Source organism: Streptomyces sp. NPDC059895 (assembly GCF_042731035.1).
GTDB lineage: Bacteria > Actinomycetota > Actinomycetes > Streptomycetales > Streptomycetaceae > Streptomyces.
This window is the reverse complement of record NZ_JBHWKO010000005.1, coordinates 116913-138502: the sequence shown is the minus strand read 5'-3', so window position 1 is coordinate 138502 and position 21590 is coordinate 116913. Positions and strand designations below refer to the sequence as shown.

Annotated in this window: 19 protein-coding genes; 14 read left to right on the top strand and 5 right to left on the bottom strand. The window is 73.8% G+C overall.

Features of this window, described 5'->3' with window-relative positions:
• Window positions 1-58 precede the first annotated feature (58 nt).
• Complete coding sequence (locus tag ACFV9M_RS08085; protein WP_385075019.1) at window positions 59-1261, bottom strand: amino acid deaminase/aldolase; 1203 nt, start codon at window positions 1259-1261, stop codon at window positions 59-61.
• Window positions 1262-2306: 1045 nt separating this feature from the next.
• Between ACFV9M_RS08085 and ACFV9M_RS08080 the strand changes: the two genes are divergently transcribed.
• Together ACFV9M_RS08080 and mycP are read left to right on the top strand one after the other, a co-directional pair.
• Window positions 2307-3821, top strand: a complete 1515-nt coding sequence (locus tag ACFV9M_RS08080; protein ID WP_385075017.1) for a hypothetical protein — start codon at window positions 2307-2309, stop codon at window positions 3819-3821.
• A complete protein-coding gene (gene mycP / locus ACFV9M_RS08075; RefSeq protein ID WP_385075014.1) occupies window positions 3818-5056 on the top strand; it encodes a type VII secretion-associated serine protease mycosin in 1239 nt (412 codons plus the stop codon). The genes ACFV9M_RS08080 and mycP overlap by 4 nt, the downstream gene beginning before the upstream one ends.
• A 168-nt stretch (window positions 5057-5224) precedes the next feature.
• Here the strand turns inward: mycP and ACFV9M_RS08070 are convergent, their stop codons facing one another.
• Entirely contained in the window at window positions 5225-6187 is a 963-nt protein-coding gene (locus ACFV9M_RS08070; RefSeq protein WP_385075011.1) for a serine hydrolase, read from the bottom strand.
• 150 nt (window positions 6188-6337) lie between these two features.
• Between ACFV9M_RS08070 and ACFV9M_RS08065 the strand changes: the two genes are divergently transcribed.
• Window positions 6338-7069 carry an SseB family protein gene (locus tag ACFV9M_RS08065; protein ID WP_385075008.1) on the top strand — a complete coding sequence of 244 codons (732 nt, stop codon included), beginning with the start codon at window positions 6338-6340 and terminating at the stop codon, window positions 7067-7069.
• Window positions 7070-7120: 51 nt separating this feature from the next.
• On the opposite strand, the gene ACFV9M_RS08060 is transcribed toward ACFV9M_RS08065, so the two are convergent.
• A complete protein-coding gene (locus tag ACFV9M_RS08060; protein WP_385075005.1) occupies window positions 7121-7507 on the bottom strand; it encodes a DUF1844 domain-containing protein in 387 nt (128 codons plus the stop codon).
• Between the two features lie 405 nt (window positions 7508-7912).
• Here ACFV9M_RS08060 and infC point away from each other — a divergent pair, with 405 nt between their 5' ends.
• The 10 genes from infC (at window position 7913) to ACFV9M_RS08010 (ending at window position 18825) form a co-directional block, all read left to right on the top strand.
• On the top strand, window positions 7913-8563 hold the full coding sequence (gene infC / locus ACFV9M_RS08055) for a translation initiation factor IF-3 (RefSeq protein WP_385075058.1): 651 nt from the start codon (window positions 7913-7915) through the stop codon (window positions 8561-8563).
• Between the two features lie 109 nt (window positions 8564-8672).
• Window positions 8673-8867, top strand: coding sequence for a 50S ribosomal protein L35 (gene rpmI / locus ACFV9M_RS08050; protein WP_004933563.1), 195 nt, complete (start codon window positions 8673-8675; stop codon window positions 8865-8867).
• Window positions 8868-8965: 98 nt separating this feature from the next.
• Window positions 8966-9349, top strand: a complete 384-nt coding sequence (rplT, locus tag ACFV9M_RS08045) for a 50S ribosomal protein L20 (protein ID WP_030381833.1) — start codon at window positions 8966-8968, stop codon at window positions 9347-9349.
• A 159-nt stretch (window positions 9350-9508) separates the two neighbouring features.
• Window positions 9509-10357 carry a TrmH family RNA methyltransferase gene (locus ACFV9M_RS08040; RefSeq protein ID WP_385075002.1) on the top strand — a complete coding sequence of 283 codons (849 nt, stop codon included), beginning with the start codon at window positions 9509-9511 and terminating at the stop codon, window positions 10355-10357.
• Between the two features lie 47 nt (window positions 10358-10404).
• A complete protein-coding gene (locus tag ACFV9M_RS08035) occupies window positions 10405-11547 on the top strand; it encodes an ATP-binding protein (RefSeq protein ID WP_385075000.1) in 1143 nt (380 codons plus the stop codon).
• A gap of 150 nt (window positions 11548-11697) precedes the next feature.
• Window positions 11698-12819 carry a phenylalanine--tRNA ligase subunit alpha gene (gene pheS / locus ACFV9M_RS08030; RefSeq protein WP_385074997.1) on the top strand — a complete coding sequence of 374 codons (1122 nt, stop codon included), beginning with the start codon at window positions 11698-11700 and terminating at the stop codon, window positions 12817-12819.
• Window positions 12819-15329, top strand: a complete 2511-nt coding sequence (gene pheT / locus ACFV9M_RS08025; RefSeq protein ID WP_385074994.1) for a phenylalanine--tRNA ligase subunit beta — start codon at window positions 12819-12821, stop codon at window positions 15327-15329. The genes pheS and pheT overlap by 1 nt, the downstream gene beginning before the upstream one ends.
• 236 nt (window positions 15330-15565) lie before the next feature.
• The gene (locus ACFV9M_RS08020) at window positions 15566-16630 is read left to right on the top strand and encodes a PP2C family protein-serine/threonine phosphatase (protein ID WP_385074991.1); all 1065 of its coding nucleotides are present in this window, start codon (window positions 15566-15568) and stop codon (window positions 16628-16630) included.
• Between the two features lie 210 nt (window positions 16631-16840).
• On the top strand, window positions 16841-18181 hold the full coding sequence (locus ACFV9M_RS08015; RefSeq protein WP_385074988.1) for a transcriptional regulator: 1341 nt from the start codon (window positions 16841-16843) through the stop codon (window positions 18179-18181).
• A 98-nt stretch (window positions 18182-18279) separates the two neighbouring features.
• Window positions 18280-18825, top strand: a complete 546-nt coding sequence (locus ACFV9M_RS08010; protein ID WP_385074986.1) for an NUDIX hydrolase — start codon at window positions 18280-18282, stop codon at window positions 18823-18825.
• A gap of 9 nt (window positions 18826-18834) precedes the next feature.
• Here the strand turns inward: ACFV9M_RS08010 and ACFV9M_RS08005 are convergent, their stop codons facing one another.
• Window positions 18835-19092 (bottom strand): hypothetical protein, encoded by a 258-nt coding sequence (locus ACFV9M_RS08005; RefSeq protein ID WP_385074983.1) that lies wholly within the window; start codon window positions 19090-19092, stop codon window positions 18835-18837.
• 186 nt (window positions 19093-19278) lie between these two features.
• Complete coding sequence (locus ACFV9M_RS08000; protein ID WP_385072707.1) at window positions 19279-20154, bottom strand: 3-hydroxybutyryl-CoA dehydrogenase; 876 nt, start codon at window positions 20152-20154, stop codon at window positions 19279-19281.
• Window positions 20155-20340: 186 nt separating this feature from the next.
• On the opposite strand from ACFV9M_RS08000, the gene ACFV9M_RS07995 reads away from it, so the two are divergent.
• Complete coding sequence (locus ACFV9M_RS07995) at window positions 20341-21579, top strand: glycoside hydrolase family 10 protein (protein WP_385072709.1); 1239 nt, start codon at window positions 20341-20343, stop codon at window positions 21577-21579.
• The last annotated feature ends 11 nt before the right edge of the window (window positions 21580-21590 follow it).

Here is a 21590-nt window from a genome sequence, read left to right as displayed (position 1 = left end):
CGCCCCGCCCGCCGGGTGCCCGGACCCGGGCCGGTCTACAGGCCGGACCCGGGCCGGTCTACAGGAAGGTGCGGCCCTCGCCCCGGTAGGTGGGCACCGTCGCCGTCACCGCGTCCCCCTCGACCAGGTGCAGCACGTCGAACCGCTCGCACAGCTCACCGGCCTTCGCGTGCCGGAACCACACCTTGTCGCCGATCAGCAGATCGTCGGCGGGGGAGCCGAGCAGCGGCGTCTGCACCTCGCCGGGACCCTCCTGGGGGTCGTAGCGCAGCCCCTCCGGCAGGTACGGCACCGGCAGCCGGTCCGGTCCGGCCGCGCCGGAGGCCGGGTACCCGCCGCCGAGGACGGTGACCACCCCCACCCCCGGCCGCCGCACCACGGGCTGTGCGAAGAGGGCGGCCGGACGGCCGCTGAACGAGGTGTAGTGGTCGAACAGCCGCGGCACGTACAGCCCCGAACCCGCCGCGATCTCGGTCACCGCCTCCTCGGCGGCCGTGTGCTGCACGCTGCCGGTGCCTCCGCCGTTGACGAACTCCAGGTCCGGCGCCACCGCCCGCACCGCCCGCACCACGGCCGCACGGCGCTCGGCGAGTTCCCGGCGCGCGGCGGCCTGCATCAGCCGCACCGCCCGCGACCGCAGCGGCCGTCCGGCGACCGCGTCGCCGACCCCGGCGATGTGCCCCTCGTACGCCATGATCCCCACCAGCCGGAACCCCGGCCGCCGGGCCACCGACCGGGCCAGGTCGGCGAGCTGGGCGGGCGAGTGCAGCGGCGAGCGCCGCGCGCCGACCCGGACCCGCCCGCCGAGCATCCTCAGCGAGGTGTCCAACTCCAGGCAGACCCGCACCACTTCGCGTCCGCCGGCCCGCGCGGAGTCGATCAGGTCGAGCTGGGCGACGTCGTCGACCATGACGGTCACCGCCTCGGCGAGCTTGGGGTCGCCGGCGAGTTCCGCGAAGCCGGACCGGTCCGCCGACGGATAGGCGAGCAGGACGTCGTCGAACCCGGAGCGCGCCAGCCACAGCGATTCGGCCAGGGTGAAGGACATGACGCCCGCGAAGCCCTCCTTCGCCAGGACGCGTTCCAGCAGGGCGCGGCAGCGGACGGACTTGCTCGCGACGCGGACCGGCTTGCCTCCCGCCCGGCGGACGAGATCGTCCGCGTTGGCGTCGAAGGCGTCGACGTCCACGAGGGCGAGCGGGGCGTCCAGGTGGGCGGTGGCCCGGTCGTAACGGGCCCGGTCGGTGGCGCGCGCAGTCATGGACGCAGCCTGCCAGACCGGATTACCGCAGGGTAGGGGGACGATCCGGGCAGATGCCCCGGGGTCCCTGGACTGGTTCCCGCTCGCGCGGCGACAAGCCGTAGAGTGACGCGCACGCACGGACGAGCGGCTCCGGCCCGGCAGCCGCGCCGGGATGCCGGTCCGCCCGTGCGGGTATGCGTGCCCTGACGGACCCGTACGTCCGCGCCGGGCCGCCCTGGGCACGAGCAGCGAGCGCCCGCGCAGAAGAACGACGGCCCGGGCACGAGGAAACGGGGGGTGCATGAGCACGGACGCACGCCGCGCCCCGGTCCCCCCGCGCCCGTCCGCACCCCCCGCCGCCGGCACCCCGCAGGCCCCGGACACGCCCGCGCCCGCCGCCCCCGCGGCACCACCGCCCCCGACGACCCCGCCCCGCCCGGCCCGGCCTCCGAGGGCGGAGGCACCCGAGGCCGAGGAGACACCGAGGACGCCCACCCGCGCCGAGTCACCCGCGCCGGCGCAGGGGGGCGGCGCGGACCGGCCGACCGGGGGCCGGGATGTCGGTGGTTCCGGTCGGGGCTCCGGCGGTACGGGTCGGGATGTCGGTGGTTCTGTCCGGGGCTCCGGTGGTACGGGTCGGGATGCCGGCGGTTCCGGTCAGGGCTGCAGTGGTACCGGTCGAGACACCGCTGGGGCCGGGGCCGCCTCCGGTCCGGGCCGGTTCCCGTCGCCCTCGGGGCAGTCGGCGTTCGCCGCCCGCATCCCGAACCTGCGGAGCCCGGCCCCGACGACCCCGCCGCCGCCCCCCGCCTCGGCCCGCTTCCCGGACGCCCCTCCGCCCACGGGCGCCACCGCCGGCGCCGACCGCCCCGGCGGGGGAGCCGGCACCCGCCCCACCGGTCCCGGCGGCGCTCGTACGGCCGACGCCTCCATGGCACGCCAGGACACCCCCCGTCCGGCCGGCCCGGCCGAGGCCCCCACGCGTCCGGAGACGAGAGACACCGCGCGCACGGTCGGCGCAGCCGGGGCCCCCGCGCGTCCGGACACGAGGGACACCGTCCCCATGGCCGACCCCGCCGGCGCCTCTTCGACGCGTCCGGCGCCGGAGGCCGCCCACCCGGCACGCCCCGACCGACCCGACCGGCCCGTCGGCGGGACCGGCGTTCCCGGCGAGCGCCCGAACGGCACCCGCCCCGCCGGCCCGGACGCCACGGAGACCCCCCGGTCCCCCGGTTCCGGTACCGCATGGACCCCGCTGCCCCGGACCTGGGCGCCCAGCCCCGCCGAGCCTCCCCGGGAGGCCCTGTCCACGGCTGTGCCCGGACACCGTGCCGGACAGGAAGCGGAACCCGCGTGGACGCCCACGACACGGGTGCGGCAGTCGCCCTCGGAGGAGCCCGCGCAGTCCTCGCGGGCGTCGTCCGCCGCGCCCGTGCGCGGAGGCTTCCCCGAGCAGGACGGGCAGTCCCGGCGGAGGTCGACCACCGCGCCGGTGCGCGGCGGCTCCCCCGAGGAGAACGCGCAGTCCCTGTGGACGTCGACCACCGCGCCCGTGCGCCCCGAGTCCTCCGAGGAGGACGCCCGGCCGGCCTGGACCCCGACCGCGCCCGTGCGTCACCCCGAGGCCGACGGCCCCGACGTGTCCGAGGCCGCGCGGGTTCCGAGGCCAGCCGGGGCGCCGGAGGCGGTGCCCCGGCGCCCCGGCCCGGTCGCGCCCGACCCGGCGTTCTCCTGGAGCGCCCCGATGACGCCGGGCGCCGCGCCCCGTGCCACCCGGCCCGTCGTGAGGTTCGCGCGGCCCGAGGGGTACCGGGACCTGCCGCGGACCCGGCGGAGCCGGACCGTCGCGGCCGCCGCCTGTGTGGTCCTCGGGCTCGGCCTCATCGGCGGAGCCGTCACCGGCAGCTGGCTCGTCGGCGACACCGCGGAGGCGGGCGAGCGGGGGACCTACGCCACGGCCGGCGGCCTGTGGCACAACGTCCCCGTCGACCAGCTGTTCCCGCCCACCGTCGACGGGCAGGGCGCGGGCCCCGGCGGCGCCGACCGCACCTGGACGCGGATCGCCGTCGCCCCGGACGGCGGCTGCGCCGACGCCTTCGACCCGCTGCTGCTCAAGACCCTCGCCCCGGTCGGCTGCACCCGCCTGCTGCGCGCCACCTACACCGACGCCACCCAGAGCTACGTCACCACCGTCGGCCTGCTGTTCACCAAGGCCGACGCGGCCGGCATGCGCGCGCTCGACGCCCGGTTCGAGGAGGAGGCCCTCGCCGGACGCACCGACCTGATCCCCCGCCCGTACGCCGCGAAGGACACCGTCGCCGCCGCCTTCGGTGACCAGCAGCGCGCCTCGTGGACGATCTCCGTCCTCACCGACGCGCCCGTCGTCGTCTACGCCGTCTCCGGCTGGGCCGACGGCCGCACGGTCACCACGCCGCAGCCCGCCGCGCAGGCCACCGCGTCCGGGGGCACCAACGACCCCGCCCAGGCCGGCCTGGGCCACGAGGCGAAGGGCCTCGCCGACCGCATCGAGCGCGCCCTGCGCAGGACCGCAGTCTCGCCCTCGGAGCAGCCCTCATGAGCAGCAGGCGTACGAGCCGTACGAGCCGTACGAGCCGTACGAGCCGTACGAGCCGTACGACGAGGACGCACCGGGCCGGCCTGCTGTGCTGCCTCCTCGCCGCCTCCCTCGCCCTGCTGCCCGCCGCCCCCGCGTACGCCGACGGCATCCGTGCCCAGCAGTGGGCCCTGGAGGCACTGGACACCGACGAGGTCTGGCAGACCACCAAGGGCGCGGGCGTCACCGTCGCCGTCCTCGACACCGGCGTCGAGGCCGACCACCCCGACCTCGACGGCAACGTCCTGCCCGGCAAGGACCTGGTCGGCTTCGGCGCACAGGACGGCGACCGCGCCTGGGCCCGCCACGGCACCGCGATGGCCGGCATCATCGCCGGCCACGGACACGGCGCCGGCAACGCCGACGGCGTCATGGGTATCGCCCCGGAGGCCACGATCCTCCCCGTCCGCGTCATCCTGGAGGACGGGGACCCGGCCCGCACCAAGGCCCGCACCACCCGCGGCAACGCCCTCGCCGAGGGCATCCGCTGGGCCGCCGACCAGGGCGCCGACGTCATCAACCTCTCCCTCGGCGACGACTCCGCCTCCGCCCACCCCGAGCCCGCCGAGGACGAGGCCGTCCAGTACGCCCTGAGCAAGGGCGCCGTCGTCGTCGCCTCGGCCGGCAACGGCGGCGAGAAGGGCGACCACATCTCCTACCCGGCCGCCTACCCGGGCGTGATCGCCGCGACCGCCGTCGACCGCTACGGCACCCGTGCCTCCTTCTCCACCCGCCGCTGGTACGCCACGGTCAGCGCCCCCGGCGTCGACGTCGTCATCGCCGACCCGGACCACAAGTACTACGAGGGCTGGGGCACCTCCGCGGCGGCCGCCTTCGTCTCCGGCGCCGTCGCCCTGGTCAAGGCCGCCCACCCGGGCCTGACCCCGGCGCAGATCAAGAAGCTCCTGGAGGACACCGCCCGCAACGCCCCCACCGGCGGTCGCGACGACTCCCGCGGCTTCGGGTTCATCGACCCGGCCGCCGCCATCGAGGCCGCCGCCACCCTCACGCCGGAGGGGCTGCGCTCGGCGTCGTACGGGGAGGAGTACTTCGGCCCCGGTCCCGACACCGAGAAGGGCGAGGGGGAGTCGAGCTGGGCCGGCCCGCTCGCCGGCGGCACCGGGGGAGTGCTGCTGGTGGCCGCGCTGGTGCTGTGGCGGGGCCGCCGCGAGCGGGAGCCGTACGACATCGCCCTGTGAGACGCCGCCACCCTTCGGCCCCCCTTGGGCCGTCCGTCTGCCGCCCCTCTGCCTCTGCCTCTGCCGCCCGTCGCCCGTGCGTCGGTTGTGCGCCTGCCGTTCGCCGGCCGTGCGGACGGCCGACGGAGGTGTGCGCCTGCCGTGCGTCGGCCGGTCGACGGCCGTCCGTCAGGCGTCCGCGAACGCCGACACCGCCGCCTTCGCCGCCGCCTCGACCAGCGTGACGCCCACCGCCTGGCTCGCGTTGCCGTTCGACAGCACGGCCACCAGGAAGTCCCGACCGCCGGCCGTCACCCGGCCGATGCTGTTGACGTCCCACAGGCCCGTCGTGCTCCGTGCCAGCCACCCGTTCTTCAAGGCCCAGGCGGAGCCGTCGGCGGCGGCCGAGACACCCCAGTTCTGATCGGTGGCTATCGCGCCCATCAGCTCCTGGAGGTACGCCCGGGAGGCCTCGCTCAGCTCCGAGTCCTCCCCGAACACCTGCTGGAGCAGGACCAGCTGGTCGGCGGCCGTCGTCTGGGTCAGCCCCCACAACGCGCCGTCGCCGCCCTCCGTCGCCGTCAGCCCGAACCGCTCGTTCGCCGCGTCCAGCCCCGTGCCCTGCCCGATCGCGTCCCACAGCGCCGACGCCGAGACGTTGTCGCTGTTCTCGATCATCGCGGTGGCGTACGTCTTCTCCTGCGCGGTGAGCACCCGGCCGTCGTCCTGCGCCTGCAACAGCAGCGCCGCCAGGATGTCCACCTTGACGATGCTCGCCGTGTCGAAGGGCTCCGTGCCGTACGCGGCGCTCTCCCCGGAGTCCACGTCGAGCACGGCCACGGACATCTCCGCCTGACCCGGCACGGTCACCGCCGCCATCGCCTCCGCCAGCAGCGCGTCCCGGTCCACCTCGGGCTCGGACTCGACCACGGACTCCACGGACGCCTCCCCGCTCGCCGGAACCGACGCCGTGGCCGACGGCGCCCCCGACGACGATACGGCGCCGGAACCGGAGAGCGGATGCGCCCTCACGTACACGGTCCCGCCCGCCGTGGCACCGAGGACGGCCACACAGGCCAGCGTGGTGTAGAGGAGGGGACGGCGCCGGGGCGGCCGAGCGCGACGGCTGCGACGTGCTCTGGAGGACTCCATGCCCGCGATGCTGGGGGCGGTGCCTGTGCCTGCCGTTAGACGCACGTTAGATGTGTGTCAGCAAAGTCTGAGAAACCCGTGAGAGACGTCACCACGGTGTTTCCGGCCCCGCACAAGACCAGCAGCATCCCCCCGATAGGGTCGGTGACCGTGGCGAACAAGAACATTCCCGACTCCGGCTTCTCCGACGACGACGGCTCCGCCGACCCCCGGCTGAGCGCCGCGCTCGCCGCCTGGGCCGAGGACCGCACCGCCGTGGGCCCGGTACTGGAGGCGCTCAGGGGCGCCCGGCTGCTGGTGCCGGTGGTGGCCGTGCTCGGGGAGGTCGAGGAGGACGAGAACGGGCTGCGCCGCGAGAAGACCAGCGACATGGCCGTCCCGACCCTGAAGGCCGGCCGGCGCACCGCCCTGCCCGCCTTCACCTCCACCGACTCCCTCGCCCGCTGGGACCCCGAGGCCCGCCCCGTCGCCGTCCCCCTGCACCAGGCGCTGCAGGCCGCCGCGCACGAGAAGGCGGACACCGTGGTGCTGGACATGGCCGGACCGGTGGCCTTCGAACTGACGGGACCGGCGCTGCTCGCCCTCGCCGAGGGCCGCACCACGACCGACCCGCTGGGCGATCCCGCGGTGGTGGAGGCGGTCCGGGCCGCCGTCGCCGCCGAGCCCGCCGTCCTGCGCGCCCACCTCGGGCCCGGCCGGGCCGACGGCATCCTCGCCCTCGTCCTGGACCCGGCCGCCGCCCCCGCCGAGGCCGCGCAGGCCGTCGCCCGGCGCCTGGCCGCCGACGAAACACTGAGGGCCCGCCTGGTGCGCGGCCTCGACCTGGCACTGCTGCCGGCCGGGACGACGCCTCCGGGCGAGCCCCTGTACACCCGCGGATGAGCCCCCTGGGGACCCTCCGGACCGGGACCTTCTAGCCGTAGCCAGCCGTAGCTAGCCGTAGACCGGGCCGGTGTACTTCTCGCCCGGACCCTGGCCCGGCTCGTCCGGGACGATCGACGCCTCGCGGAACGCCAGCTGGAGCGACTTCAGGCCGTCGCGCAGCGGCGCCGCGTGGAAGGAGCTGATCTCGGTCGCGCTCCCGTCCAGCAGCCCGGCCAGGGCGGTGATCAGCTTGCGGGCCTCGTCGAGGTCCGTGTACTTGTCGCCCCCGTCCTCCTGGGGGGCCAGCCCGAGCTTCACCGCGGCGGCGCTCATCAGGTTGACGGCGACCGTCACGATCACCTCGACCGCGGGGACCTCGGCGATGTCGCGGGTCATCTCGTCGAAGCCGGCCGCGCCGGAGGTCTCGGGGGTGTCCGAGGGGGAGGTCTCACTCATGCCCCACACGATAGGTGCAGCGCCGCCGGGTCACGCACCCCGGCCCCGGACCGCCACGATTCGCCCTTCCTGGCGCCACCTGCTAATCTCGTGTAACGACCGGTCGGACACGCATGCGCCCCAGCAGGCGGGTCCGACCCGCAAGTGGAGGCTCCGAACTCCCACCCGACCACCCTCACGGGCGGCGGGTCATCCGGTCAGGCGGCCACCATCGTTCCGTACGGACGATGGAGTCGCCCGGTAGTGCGCCCCGCGATCCTCGCGACGGTGCTCCGGTAGTGCTTGGAGCCCCGCATGTGATCGTTCGGGGCATTTTTTGTGCTTCGGCGTGGTTACAGGCCTAACGAACACAGACGTTACGCGGCCGTCCGCCAGACCGCCGCGTGGTGCTACCGAGGAGGATCCATCAGCGCCGAGCCCCGCATCAACGACCGGATTCGCGTTCCCGAGGTGCGACTTGTCGGTCCCAGTGGCGAGCAGGTCGGCATCGTGCCGCTCGCGAAGGCACTGGAGCTTGCGCAGGAGTACGACCTGGACCTGGTCGAGGTCGCGGCGAACGCCCGCCCGCCGGTCTGCAAGCTCATGGACTACGGGAAGTTCAAGTACGAGTCGGCCATGAAGGCCCGTGAGGCGCGCAAGAACCAGGCGCACACGGTCATCAAGGAGATGAAGCTCCGGCCGAAGATCGACCCGCACGACTATGACACCAAGAAGGGTCACGTCGTCCGGTTCCTCAAGCAGGGCGACAAGGTCAAGATCACGATCATGTTCCGTGGTCGCGAGCAGTCCCGGCCCGAGCTGGGCTACCGACTGCTGCAGCGTCTCGCGGAGGACGTCCAGGACCTCGGCTTCGTGGAGTCGAACCCGAAGCAGGACGGCCGAAACATGATCATGGTTCTCGGTCCGCACAAGAAGAAGACCGAGGCGATGGCCGAGGCTCGCCAGGCGCAGGAAGCCCGCAAGGCGGAGGCGAAGGCCAACCCCGGCCGCTCGCAGAACCCCGCGGACTCCGAGGCGCCCGCCGAGGAGCCTGCCGAGGCGCCCGCCGAGGCGTGACCCCCGGGACGTCAGTCCCAGGACGTAACCGATACAAGAGCGACGCTCCACCGTGCCCGGTTTTCGCGACCGGGCACCGGAGCGCCACCGACGAGGAGAGAACGGCGCCATGCCGAAGAACAAGTCGCACAGCGGTGCCAGCAAGCGCTTCAAGGTCACCGGCTCCGGCAAGGTGCTCCGCGAGCGCGCCGGCAAGCGCCACCTGCTCGAGCACAAGTCGTCCCGCGTGACGCGTCGCCTCACCGGCAACGCCGAGATGGCCCCGGGCGACGCCGCGAAGATCAAGAAGCTTCTCGGCAAGTGACGTCCGGCGCGGAACACCGCGCCTGACCTCTGACCGGGACCCAATCGTTTCCGGGCCGTGTGAGTCCAACCACGGCCCCGCTACAAGGAGTTAATCAAGTGGCACGCGTCAAGCGGGCAGTCAACGCCCACAAGAAGCGCCGGGCGATCCTCGAGCAGGCCTCCGGCTACCGCGGTCAGCGTTCGCGCCTGTACCGCAAGGCCAAGGAGCAGGTCACCCACTCGCTGGTCTACAACTACAACGACCGCAAGAAGCGCAAGGGCGACTTCCGTCAGCTGTGGATCCAGCGCATCAACGCCGCTGCCCGCGCCAACGGCATGACGTACAACCGCTTCATCCAGGGTCTGAAGGCCGCGAACGTCGAGGTCGACCGCAAGATCCTGGCCGAGCTCGCCGTGAACGACGCCAACGCGTTCGCCGCGCTCGTCGAGGTCGCGCAGAAGGCGCTGCCGAGCGACGTCAACGCGCCGAAGGCGGCGTGACGCCGCGCCGGCGCTGAGCCGATGCCGAACGGACCCGCAGGCGGCACGCCTGCGGGTCCGACTGCGTCCGGGCCCGGTCTCCTCCCGCCCCGGCGGGGGCGGGGCGGAACGGTGCCCGCCCGACCCCCACGTTCCGCCGACCCACCGAAGGTGACCCCCATGCCCCCCGCCACCCCCGACCTCGTCTCCCCCCGCTCCCCCCGCGTCTCCGCCGCCCGGCGCCTCGCGCGGCGGAACTTCCGGGGGAAGGAGCGGCTGTTCCTCGCGGAGGGGCCGCAGGCCGTACGGGAGGCAGCCGGGCACGGGGACACGCTCGTCGAGCTGTTCGCCACCCCGGAGGCGGCGGAGCGCCACGCCGACATCATCGGCGAGGCACGCGGCGCCGGAGCCCGGATCCACCTCGCCGCCGAGCAGGTCATCGAGGACATCTCCACCACCGTCACCCCGCAGGGCCTGGTCGGCGTGTGCCGGTTCCTCGACACGCCCTTCGACGACATCCTCGCCGCCCGGCCGCGGCTCGTCGCCGTCCTCGCCCACGTCCGCGACCCCGGCAACGCCGGCACCGTCCTGCGCTGCGCCGACGCCGCCGGCGCCGACGCGGTCGTCCTGACCGACGCCTCCGTCGACCTGTACAACCCCAAGGCCGTCCGCGCCTCCGTCGGCTCCCTCTTCCACCTGCCCGTCGCCGTCGGCGTCCCCGTCGAGCGGGCCGTGGCCGGGCTCAAGGAGGCCGGTGTGCGGATCCTCGCCGCGGACGGGGCCGGGGAGCACGACCTCGACGACGAGCTCGACAAGGGCACCATGGGCGGGCCCACGGCCTGGGTGTTCGGCAACGAGGCCTGGGGCCTGCCGCAGGACACCCGCGCCCTCGCCGACGCCGTCGTCCGCGTCCCCCTGCACGGAAAGGCCGAGAGCCTGAACCTCGCCACCGCCGCGGCCGTATGTCTCTACGCGTCGGCCCGTGCACAGCGCGCCTCCGAAGGGTGCCGCTCCGTCACCGAGAGCTAGTAGGGTGACCAGCTCGGGGGTCCTCGTCTGGGAGGTGGTGTACGAGGATGAGTGTCGGTACGAGCAGCGCATCGGGAGCCGGGAACACGCGGCGCCCGCCCGCGGCCCGGCCGGCCGGTGACCTCGCCGGACCGTACGCCGTCGACCCCGACGACCTGCCCGACGGGCTCGTCGTCGCCGACGAGCGCGGGTACGTCGTCTGCTTCAACGCGGCCGCCGAGCGCATCACCGCCGTCCCCGCCGCCGAGGCCCTCGGAGAGCGGCTCGACAAGGCCCTGCCGCTGGAGGACCTGGAAGGCCGCCGCTGGTGGCAGCTGACCGACCCGTACGGCGGGCTCGCCATCCGGGTGCGCCAGCCCGAGCGGAACCTGCTGCTGCCGGGCGGACGCGAGGTGCTCGTCTCCGCGCGGTACGTACGCGGAGAACCCACCGGGCCCGTCCGCCGTGTCGTCGTCTGCCTCCGGGACACCGAGGCCCGCCGCCGCACCGAACGCAGCCACGCCGAGCTGATCGCCACCGTCGCCCACGAGCTGCGCTCCCCGCTCACCTCCGTCAAGGGCTTCACCGCCACCCTCCTCGCCAAGTGGTCGCGCTTCACCGACGACCAGAAGCGGCTGATGCTGGAGACGGTCGACGCCGACGCCGACCGCGTCACCCGCCTCATCGCCGAGCTGCTGGACATCTCGCGGATCGACTCCGGACGGCTGGAGGTGCGCCGCCAGCCCGTCGACATGGGCGCCGCCGTCGGACGGCACATCCAGGCCTACGTCGCCGCCGGGCAGCCCGCCGACCGCTTCCTGCTCCGCATCGAGCAGCCGCTGCCCGCCCTGTGGGCCGACCCCGACAAGGTCGACCAGGTCCTCAGCAACCTCATCGAAAATGCGGTGCGGCACGGCGAGGGAACCGTCACCATTGACATCACGCCCGCCCCGTCCCCCCGCGAGGGAGAGGACGTCGGCACGTCGGTCGTGGTGAGCGACGAGGGCACCGGCATCCCGGAGGAGTCCATGAACCGCGTCTTCACCCGCTTCTGGCGGGGCAGCAAGCGCGGCGGGACCGGCCTCGGGCTGTACATCGTCAAAGGCATCGTCGAGGCCCACGGCGGCACCGTCACCGTCGGACGCGCCCCCGGCGGCGGCGCGGAGTTCCGATTTACGTTGCCCGTGGGGGCCCCGGCGTATCTCACCTGAGAGCCGCCCGAGCAGCCCGCGGGCGCATTCGCGTTCCTTCACCCCGTTAGACTCGGCCTTTGGCACCTTTGTGTCCCAGGGACGGCCCTCAGGACGTCGCAGAGTCGGTGACGGGGACCTTCAGCCAGCCAATCGGAAGCACGGGAAGAGATGTCGGCACCCAATAAGTCGTACGACCCTGTCGAGGTCGAGGCGTTGAAACCGGAAGAGATCGAGCGCATGCGGGACGAGGCGCTCGCCGCCTTCGCCGCCGCGGGTTCCCTCGACGCGCTCCAGGAGGCGAAGGTCGCCCACACCGGCGGCACCTCCCCGCTGGCCCTCGCCAACCGCGAGATCGGCGCGCTGCCCCCGCACGCGAAGGCCGCCGCCGGCAAGCTCGTCGGCCAGGCCCGCGGCGCGGTGAACAAGGCCCTCGCCACCCGGCAGGCCGAGCTGGAGGACGAGCGCGACGCGCGGGTGCTGGTCGAGGAGGCGGTGGACGTCACCCTGCCCTACGACCGGGTACCGGCCGGCGCCCGCCACCCGCTGACCACGCTGTCGGAGCGCATCGAGGACGTCTTCGTCGCCATGGGCTACGAGGTCGCCGAGGGCCCGCAGGTCGAGACCGAGTGGTTCAACTTCGACGCCCTGAACATCGGCCCGGACCACCCGGCCCGCGGTGAGGCGGACACGTTCTTCGTGCAGGGCCCGCAGGGCGGCACCGAGTCCGGCGTCGTGCTGCGCACCCACACCTCGCCCGTGCAGATCCGCTCCCTGATGGAGCGCGAGCTGCCGGTCTACGTGATCTGCCCCGGCCGCGTGTACCGCACCGACGAGCTGGACGCCACGCACACGCCCGTCTTCCACCAGGTCGAGCTGCTCGCCGTGGACGAGGGCCTGACCATGGCCGACCTCAAGGGCACCCTCGACCACATGGTCCAGGCGCTGTTCGGCGAGGGAATGAAGACCCGGCTGCGGCCGAACTTCTTCCCCTTCACCGAGCCGTCCGCCGAGATGGACATGGTGTGCTACGTCTGCCGCGGCGAGTCCGTCGGCAACCCTGACCGGCCCTGCCGCACCTGCTCCTCCGAGGGCTGGATCGAGCTCGGCGGCTGCGGCATGGTCAACCCCAAGGTGCTGACCGCCTGCGGTGTCGACCCGGAGAAGTACAGCGGCTTCGCCTTCGGGTTCGGCATCGAGCGAATGCTGATGTTCCGCCACAACGTCGAAGACATGCGAGACATGGTCGAGGGTGACATCCGGTTCACCCGGCCGTTCGGGATGGAGATCTGATGCGGGTCCCGCTTTCCTGGCTGCGGGAGTACGTCGACCTGCCGGCCACCGAGACCGGCCGTGACGTCCAGGCCAAGCTGATTTCGGCGGGCCTGGAGGTCGAGACGGTCGAACAGCTCGGCCACGACCTCAAGGGGCCGCTCGTCGTCGGCCAGGTGCTGACCATCGAGGAGCTGGAGGGCTTCAAGAAGCCGATCCGCTTCTGCACCGTCGACGTCGGCCAGGCCAACGGCACCGGCGAGCCGCAGGAGATCGTCTGCGGCGCCCGCAACTTCGCGGTCGGCGACAAGGTCGTCGTGGTCCTCCCCGGCGCCACCCTGCCGGGCGGCTTCTCGATCGCCGCGCGCAAGACCTACGGCAAGACGTCCCACGGCATGATCTGCTCCGGCGACGAGCTGGGCATGGGCGACGACGGCAGCCACGGCATCATCGTGCTGCCGCCGGAGACCGAGGTCGGCAAGGACGCCATCGAGCTCCTCGAACTGGTCGACGAGGTGCTGGACATCGCCGTCACCGCCAACCGCGGCGACTGCCTGTCGATCCGCGGCGTCGCCCGCGAGACGGCGATCGGCTACGGCCTGCCGCTGCGCGACCCGGCGCTGCTCGACGTGCCCGGCCCGAACGCGTTCGGCTACCCCGTGCAGGTCTCCGACCCGGCCGGCTGCGACCGCTTCACCGCCCGCACCGTCACCGGTCTGAGCCCCGAGGCGCGCTCCCCGATCTGGCTGAAGCGCCGGCTGCAGAAGGTCGGCATGCGCCCGATCTCGCTCGCCGTCGACGTGACCAACTACGTGATGATGGAGCTGGGCCAGCCCCTGCACGCCTATGACCGCTCGCTCGTCCAGGGCACCATCGGCGTGCGCCGGGCCGAGGAGGGCGAGAAGATCGTCACCCTCGACGGCGTCAAGCGCACCCTGCACGCCGAGGACCTCGTCATCACCGACGAGCGCGGCCCCATCGGCCTCGCCGGCGTGATGGGCGGCGCCAACACGGAGATCGCCGACCACACCGACGCCGAGGGCACCACCGACGTGGTCATCGAGGCCGCGCACTTCGACGCGGTCTCCATCGCCCGTACGGCCCGCCGGCACAAGCTGTCCTCCGAGGCCTCCCGCCGCTTCGAACGCGGTGTCGACCCGCAGGCCGCGGCGGCCGCCGCGCAGCGCACGGTCGACCTGCTGGTGCTGCTCGCGGGCGGCACCGCCGAGGCCGGCGTCACCGAGGTCGCCGCGCCGTCCGCGCCGCACACCATCACCTGCCCGGCCGACCACCCCGACAAGGTCGCGGGTGTCACCTACGGCCGCGAGACCGTCGTACGGCGGCTCCAGCAGATCGGCTGCGACGTGTACGGGCAGGACGAGCTGATCGTCACCGTGCCGTCCTGGCGGCCCGACCTGGCCGAGGCCAACGACCTGGCCGAGGAGGTCATCCGGCTGGAGGGCTACGAGAACCTGCCCTCCACGCTGCCCAAGCTCCCCTCGGGCCGCGGTCTCACCCACCGGCAGCGGCTGCACCGCCGTGTCGGCCGGGCCCTCGCCGGGGCGGGATACGTCGAGGCACCGACCTACCCGTTCGTCGGCGAGCAGGTCTTCGACCAGCTCGGCCTGGCCGCCGACGACCCGGCCCGCCGGGTCGTCAAGCTGGTCAACCCGCTCAACGACGAGGAGCCCGCGCTCCGCACCACGCTGCTGCCCGGCCTGCTGGCCGCGCTGCGCCGCAACGACGGGCGCGGCTCGCACGACCTCGCGCTGTTCGAGACCGGGCTGGTCTTCCTGCCGCGCGAGGAGCGGCGCGTCGCCGGCCACCTCCCGGTCGACCGCCGGCCCACCGACGAGGAGCTGGCCTCGCTCGACGCCGCCCTGCCCGAGCAGCCGCGCCACGTCGCCGTCGTCCTCGCGGGCGCCCGCGAGCAGGCCGGCTGGTGGGGCAAGGGCCGCCCCGCCGACTGGGCCGACGCCGTCGAGGCGGCGCGCGCGGTCGCCCATGAGGCGGGCGCCGACCTGACCGTCCGGAGCGGCCAGTACGGGCCGTGGCACCCCGGGCGCTGCGCCGAGCTGGTCGTCGTCGCCGACGGCGCCGAGCGGGTCGTGGGGCACGCAGGCGAGCTGCACCCGCGGGTGCTGAAGGCCCTGGGCCTGCCGGCGCGCACGTCCGCGATGGAGCTGGACCTGGACGTCCTGGAGCGGGTCGGCGACGGCACGCCCCAGGCCCCGGGCATCTCCACGTTCCCGGTCGCCACCCAGGACGTCGCCCTCGTCGTCGACGCGTTCGTACCGCACGCCGAGGTCGAGTCCGCGCTGCGCGAGGGCGCGGGCGAGCTGCTGGAGGCGATCCGGCTGTTCGACGTGTACGAGAACGCCGAGCAGCTCGGCGACGGCAAGAAGTCCCTCGCCTACGCGCTGCGCTTCCGCGCGGCGGACCGGACGCTGACCGTCGACGAGGCGTCGGCCGCGCGGGACGCGGCGGTCGCCCTCGCGGGCGAGCGGACGGGAGCCGTGCTGCGCGGCTAGCCGCCGTGGGGACCGCGCGGTGTGCCGGCCGCGGCATCGTCGTGGCCGGTCGCGCAGTTCCCCGCGCCCCTGGTGCGGGGGCCTCCGCCCCCACACCGGCCCGCAGCGGTCACCTCACTCGTTCGAGTGAGATCTCTCTGTGACCTGGCTCTCCCGGCCATGACCTCGGCAGAATCGGACCGGCCTTTCGGGGCCGGTCCGTCTGCGTTGTCAGGCATGGATGGGGGGCCATCGACATGTCGGTCATCGGTCGGCCGCTGCGCCGGGCCCTCTCGCCGGGGCTGCCCGCGGCCTGGGGAGCCGTGGCGGTCACCTACAAACTGGGCTGCCCGCTGGCCCGGCAGGACGGGCTCGGCGCGCGGATCGTCACCAGCGCCGTCTTCTTCGCCGTGGGCACCGGGCTGATCCACCACATACGGCAGCGGCTGCTGCGGGAGCTCAGGCAGGCGCGCCGGGTCGCCCGTGCCGCGCAGGGCGTGCTGCTGCGGCCCCTGCCGCCGCGCGTCGACGGACTCGACGTGGCCGCCGCCCGGCTCTGCGCGGAGCGCGGCGCCACCGTCGGCGGCGACCTGTACGAGGTCATCGCCACCGAACACGGCGTACGGGTCGTGATCGGCGACGTGCGCGGACACGGACTGCCCGCCCTCGGGGCCGTCGCCGCACTCCTCGGCAGCTTCCGCGAGGCGGTGCACGACGAACCCGATCTCGGCCGCGTGCTGCGCAGACTGGACCGAGCCCTCGCCCGCCACCTGCGGGAACGGCACCGTGACGAACACCCGTCGAGCGGCCGGGTCCCGGACGCGCCGGTCTCCGAGGAGTTCGTCACCGTCCTGCTGCTGGAGATCGGAGCGGACGGCGCGGTCCACGCCCTGAACTGCGGCCACCCCTGGCCGTACCGGATCGGCGGCGGCGGTGTCGAGCCGCTGGCCCGGGCCGACCCCCTGCCGCCGCTGGGGCCGTTCCCGCTGCCTCCCGACCTGCCCGCCACCCCGTGCGGGCATCTCCGCACGGGCGAGTCCTTGGTCATGTACACGGATGGTGTGGAGGACGCGCGGGACGCCAGGGGCCGCTTCTTCTCCCTGCCGGCCGCCCTGGCCACGGCGGGCCACGGCCGTCCGGCCCCGCCGCAGCAGACGCTGCGCACCGTCCTGGGGGCACTCCGGCGGCACACGGCGGGCCGGCCCGCCGACGACGTCGCCCTGCTGGTCCTCGGCAACGAGCGGGCGCGTCAACGCCCCCGCGCAGTGCCGGAGACCGCGCGAGCGGCCGCCCATGACCCGCAGCCCACCCACCCGCAGTAGCCCGGGGGGGGCGAGACGCCGGGCCGTCGCTTGACGAGGGGGAGCCGACGGCCCGGCGGGCCTCTTGCGAGGCAGTCCAGTCAACCGGGCCCGGCACACTCCGCGACAGCGCGCACACGGTACGGATGCGCGCACTCCGTTCACACCCCGTGTGAAGACGGACCCTCTACTCTGACGACACCGACGGCACCGAGCCACCGGGGGGCACCCATGCAGCCCAACACGCTGCTCGACGCGATCCTGGACGAGGCGGGCATCTCCCACGCCGGTCTCGCCGCCCACGTCAACCAGGCCGGACGCGCCCGCGGGCTCGCGCTGCGGTACGAGCACACGGCCGTCGCCCGATGGCTGAAGGGGCAGCGGCCGCGCGGCCAGGTGCCCGACCTGATCTGCGAGGTGCTCGCCGGCCGGCTGCAACGGTCCGTGACCCTCGACGACATCGGCCTCGGCGTCCCGGGTGAGCCCGCCACCGGGCACGCCACCTCGCTGTCCGGGTTCGTCGAGCGGGCCACCGCCCTGTGGCGCTCCGACGAACAGCAGCGCCCGCACGTCCTCGGCGCCCCCGCCGTCACCGGCACGCCCGCCGTGATGCCGGTCTGGGAGTGGGAGAACCCGCCCGAGGACGTCGACGTCTCCCGCGGCGGACGGCAACGGGTCACCCCCGCCGACATCGGCACCCTGCGCGCCGCCCGCGCCCACTACGAGCAGATGTACCGCAAGGCCGGCGGGGTGGCGACCCGCGGCCGGATCGTCGGCTTCCTCAACGCCGAGGCGGCCCCGCTGCTGCGCGGCGGCTACACCGACGCCACCGGCCGTCAACTGCACCGCGCCACCGGCGCACTGGTGGCGATCGCCGGCATCTGCGCGTACGACTCCGACGCGCACGGGCTCGCCCAGCGCTACTTCCACCAGGCGCTGCGGCTGGCGAAGGCCAGCGGGGACCGGGGCCTCGGTGCCTACGTGATCGCGCTGCTGGTGAACCAGGCCCTGTTCATGCGGGAGTTCCGGCAGGCCGTCGCCTTCGCGGAGGCCGCGCTGCGCGCCGCGGGCCGGCACATCACCCCCGCCCTGGCCTCCGACCTGTACGCGATGCAGGCGAAGGCGTACGCCCACCTCGGCGACGGCACCGGCGCCCTGGCGTGCATCCGGCGGGCCGAGGCCGCCGCCGACCGCATCCGGCGCGGCCGCGAGCCCGACGAGACCGGCTACGTCCAGCCGGGCCTGGTCAACGTCCAGGTGGCGGAGGCCCTGCTGAGCCTCGGCGATCTCACCGCCGCGGCCGAGCACGCCGAGGCCGCCGTCGACACCCCCGCCCACGACCGGGGCCGGGTGCACCGGCTCGCCATGCTCAGCACCATCGAACTGCGGCAGGGAAACGCCGACAAGGCGGTCGCCACCGCCGTGCGGATGGCCGAACAGGCCCGCGGTATGGAGTCCCAGCGGCTGCGCGACAGACTCCGGACCGTGCGCGAACACCTGGTGCGCAGCGGCTGCGCGGGCACCGCCGAGGCGGCCGAACTGATCGACGGGGCCCTGCGCGTACCGTTGTAGACAGCCTCGCGGTGACCGCCGCGGGCGGGGCCCGGGCACCGGCGCGACACAGTTCCTGCTGCGATATTGCCACTTACTCGACGGAAGGTGGCAGAACCGTGCAGTGGACGAAACAGAACGAACGAACTGTGTATGTAAACCGCTGGTTCCGGGTCAACCTCGCGGATGTCGAACTGCCGGACGGCCGGCACCTGGACCACTACCTCATACGGCTCAGGCCGGTCGCCGTGGCCACCGTGGTGAACGACGCCAACGAGGTCCTCCTGCTGTGGCGCCATCGCTTCATCACCGACAGCTGGGGCTGGGAGCTCGCGGCGGGCGTCGTCGAGGACGGCGAGGACGTCACCCGCGCGGCCGCCCGGGAACTGGAGGAGGAGACCGGCTGGCGGCCGGGACGCCTGCGCCACCTGATGAGCGTGGAGCCGTCCAACGGCCTCACCGACGCCGTCCATCACGTCTTCTGGTCGGACGAGGGCGAGTACGTCGGGCACCCGGTGGACGACTTCGAGTCGGACCGCAGGGAATGGGTCCCGCTCAAGGTCGTCCCCGACATGGTCGCCCGGGGGGAGGTCCCGGCCGCCACCATGGCGGCCGCGTTACTGCTGCTGCACCATCTCAGGCTCGGACAGGACGCCGCGCCCTGACCGGCCCTTTCAGTGCCCGAATGCCTGCCAGATCGTCATGACCAGGGCGCCGACGGCCGTGACTGCCGCGATCGACGGCAGCGGCCAGCGGGCGTGCTCCAGTGTGACGATCCGGGTGCTCAGTTCGTCGATCTCCTTGGCGGTCTCCTCGGTGCGGTGCGTCAGCAGCGCCAGACCACCCTCGACGCGGGCGTAGGCCACGTCGAGCCGACGGCGTAACTCGGCGAGTTCTCCGTGGACGACGGGATGCTCGCTATCGGCGGTCACGTCTCCACTCCCTTCCCTGGTTGTGTCGCATACCTTGCATGCGCATGATGAGTCAACCCGTTCGGGGGGCCGAGGGGGAGAGTGTGCGAGCGGCATATGCGGACCCGGCGCGCACACGCCGTGTGAACGCCGCGGGCCCGGCGCCCACCGAGGCGCCGGGCCCGCGACGGCCGCCGGGAGGGGCGGTCAGCCGTAGGTGTAGAAGCCGGAGCCGGTCTTGCGGCCCAGCCGGCCCGCGTCCACCATGCGCTGGAGCAGCGGGGGAGCGGCGTACAGCGGTTCCTTGTACTCGTCGTACATGCTCTGCGCCACCGAGGCGACCGTGTCCAGGCCGATCAGGTCGGACAGCTTCAGCGGGCCCATCGGGTGGGCGCAGCCCAGCTCCATGCCGTTGTCGATGTCCTCGCGGCTGGCGATGCCCGTCTCGAACATCCGGATCGCGGAGAGCAGGTAGGGGATCAGCAGCGCGTTGACCACGAAGCCGGAGCGGTCCTGGGCGCGGATGGCGTGCTTGCCCAGCAGCTTCTCGGCGAACAGATGGGCCCGGCTCAGCGTGCCCTCGGAGGTCGTCAGCGCCGGGATCAGCTCGACGAGCTTCTGCACGGGGGCCGGGTTGAAGAAGTGGATGCCGACGACCTGGTCGGGCCGCGAGGTGGCGACCGCCAGCTTCACCAGCGGGATGGAGGAGGTGTTGGAGGCCAGGATGGCGTCCGGACGGGTCACCACCTGGTCCAGCACCTGGAAGATCTCGGTCTTGACCTGCTCGTTCTCGACGACGGCCTCGATGACCAGATCACGGTCGGCGAACTCGCCGAGGTCGGTGGTGAAGCCGAGGCGCGCCTGCGTCGCGTCCCGCTCAGCCTCGGCGATCTTGCCGCGCTCGGCGGCCTTGGCCAGGGAGTTGAACAGCCGGGTACGGCCGATCTCCAGGGCCTCGCCGGTGGTCTCGGCGACCTTGACGTCGAGACCGGCGCGGGCGCAGACCTCGGCGATGCCGGCCCCCATCTGGCCGCAGCCGACCACTCCGACGCGTGCGATGTCTCCCGCTGGGATGTCCGTCACATCGTCCCCTTCGCTGCGCTGATCCTGACGCTGATGGCTGGGACAGGTCCGCCGGATCCCGGTCCGCCTGCTCCGATCGTGCACGTTACTAGCAAGTATCGATGATCGATCGCCTGGGTGGGGCATCCTGGGCGCGGAGACGGTCCGTGACCGAGCGGATCCGCGCTGTGTCTGGGGGTGTGTGTGATGGGGCGACTGACCCGGCGGGCGTTCGCGCTGGCCGCGCTGTCGGCGTTCACGACGACGGGAGCGGCCACCGCCGGCCGCGGGCTCGCGGCGCGGCCCGGTGACCGCCGGGCCGCGACCGCGATGCGGGGGATGTGGCTGGCGACGGTCCACAACCGCGACTGGCCGTCGCGGCCCGGTCTGACCGCCGCCCAGCAGCGCTCCGAACTGCTCGCCTGGCTGGACCTCGCCGTCCGTGACCGGCTCAACACGGTGATGTTCCAGGTGCGGCCCACGGCCGACGCGCTGTGGCCCTCGGCGCATGAGCCCTGGTCGGAGGTGCTCACCGGCACCCAGGGCAGGGCGCCGGGCTGGGATCCGCTGGACACGGCCGTGCGGGAGGCCCACGCCCGCGGCCTCCAGCTGCACGCCTGGTTCAACCCGTACCGGGTCGCCACCCACGCCGACCCCGGACGGCTCGTCGCCTCCCACCCCGCGCGCCGCCACCCCGACTGGGTGGTGCCGTACGGCGGCAAGCTCCACTACGACCCCGGTCTGCCGGAGGTCCGCGCGTTCGTACAGGACGCCATCCTCGACGCGGTCGAGAGGTACCCGGTGGACGCCGTCCACTTCGACGACTACTTCTACCCGTACCCCGTGGCCGGCCAGAACTTCGACGACGACGCGTCCTACGACCGCCACGGCGGGAGCTTCCCCAACCGGGCGGCCTGGCGGCGCGACAACATCGACCGGCTGGTCCGCGAGACGGCGGCCAGGATCAAGGCGGTCCGGCCCGCCACGCAGTTCGGCATCAGCCCCTTCGGGGTGTGGCGCAACGCCTCCACCGACCCGCGCGGCTCGGACACCCGGGCCCTGCAGTCCTACGACGCGGTCCACGCCGACACCCGTACCTGGGTGCGCGAGGGCTGGATCGACTACGTCGTCCCGCAGCTGTACTGGCACATCGGCCTCTCCGCCGCCGACTACGCCAAGCTCGTGCCCTGGTGGGCGGAGGTGGCGCGGGGGAGCAGGACCAAGCTGTACATCGGGGAGGCGCTCTACCGCGCGGGCGATCCCGCGCAGGCCGCCGCCTGGCAGCGGCCGGACGAACTGTCCCGGCACCTCGCCCTGGCCGCGGGCCACCCGGAGGTGCGCGGACACGTCTTCTTCGCCGCCAAGGACGTGGCGACGGACCGGATCGGCGCCATGGCGCGCGTGCTCGCCGACCACTACCGGCAACCGGCGCAAGCCCCGCGCTGACCCGCCGCCGC

Bases quoted from the DNA above. Each gene is read 5' to 3' on its own strand.
- ACFV9M_RS08080 (WP_385075017.1), top strand. From the start codon at position 2,307: ATGGCCGACCCCGCCGGCGCCTCTTCGACGCGTCCGGCGCCGGAGGCC.
- ACFV9M_RS08070 (WP_385075011.1), bottom strand. From the start codon at position 6,187: ATGGAGTCCTCCAGAGCACGTCGCAGCCGTCGCGCTCGGCCGCCCCGG.
- ACFV9M_RS08060 (WP_385075005.1), bottom strand. From the start codon at position 7,507: ATGAGTGAGACCTCCCCCTCGGACACCCCCGAGACCTCCGGCGCGGCC.
- ACFV9M_RS08040 (WP_385075002.1), top strand. From the start codon at position 9,509: ATGCCCCCCGCCACCCCCGACCTCGTCTCCCCCCGCTCCCCCCGCGTC.
- ACFV9M_RS07995 (WP_385072709.1), top strand. From the start codon at position 20,341: ATGGGGCGACTGACCCGGCGGGCGTTCGCGCTGGCCGCGCTGTCGGCG.
- pheT (WP_385074994.1), top strand. From the start codon at position 12,819: ATGCGGGTCCCGCTTTCCTGGCTGCGGGAGTACGTCGACCTGCCGGCC.
- ACFV9M_RS08015 (WP_385074988.1), top strand. From the start codon at position 16,841: ATGCAGCCCAACACGCTGCTCGACGCGATCCTGGACGAGGCGGGCATC.
- pheS (WP_385074997.1), top strand. From the start codon at position 11,698: ATGTCGGCACCCAATAAGTCGTACGACCCTGTCGAGGTCGAGGCGTTG.
- mycP (WP_385075014.1), top strand. From the start codon at position 3,818: ATGAGCAGCAGGCGTACGAGCCGTACGAGCCGTACGAGCCGTACGAGC.
- ACFV9M_RS08035 (WP_385075000.1), top strand. From the start codon at position 10,405: ATGAGTGTCGGTACGAGCAGCGCATCGGGAGCCGGGAACACGCGGCGC.
- ACFV9M_RS08020 (WP_385074991.1), top strand. From the start codon at position 15,566: ATGTCGGTCATCGGTCGGCCGCTGCGCCGGGCCCTCTCGCCGGGGCTG.
- rpmI (WP_004933563.1), top strand. From the start codon at position 8,673: ATGCCGAAGAACAAGTCGCACAGCGGTGCCAGCAAGCGCTTCAAGGTC.
- ACFV9M_RS08085 (WP_385075019.1), bottom strand. From the start codon at position 1,261: ATGACTGCGCGCGCCACCGACCGGGCCCGTTACGACCGGGCCACCGCC.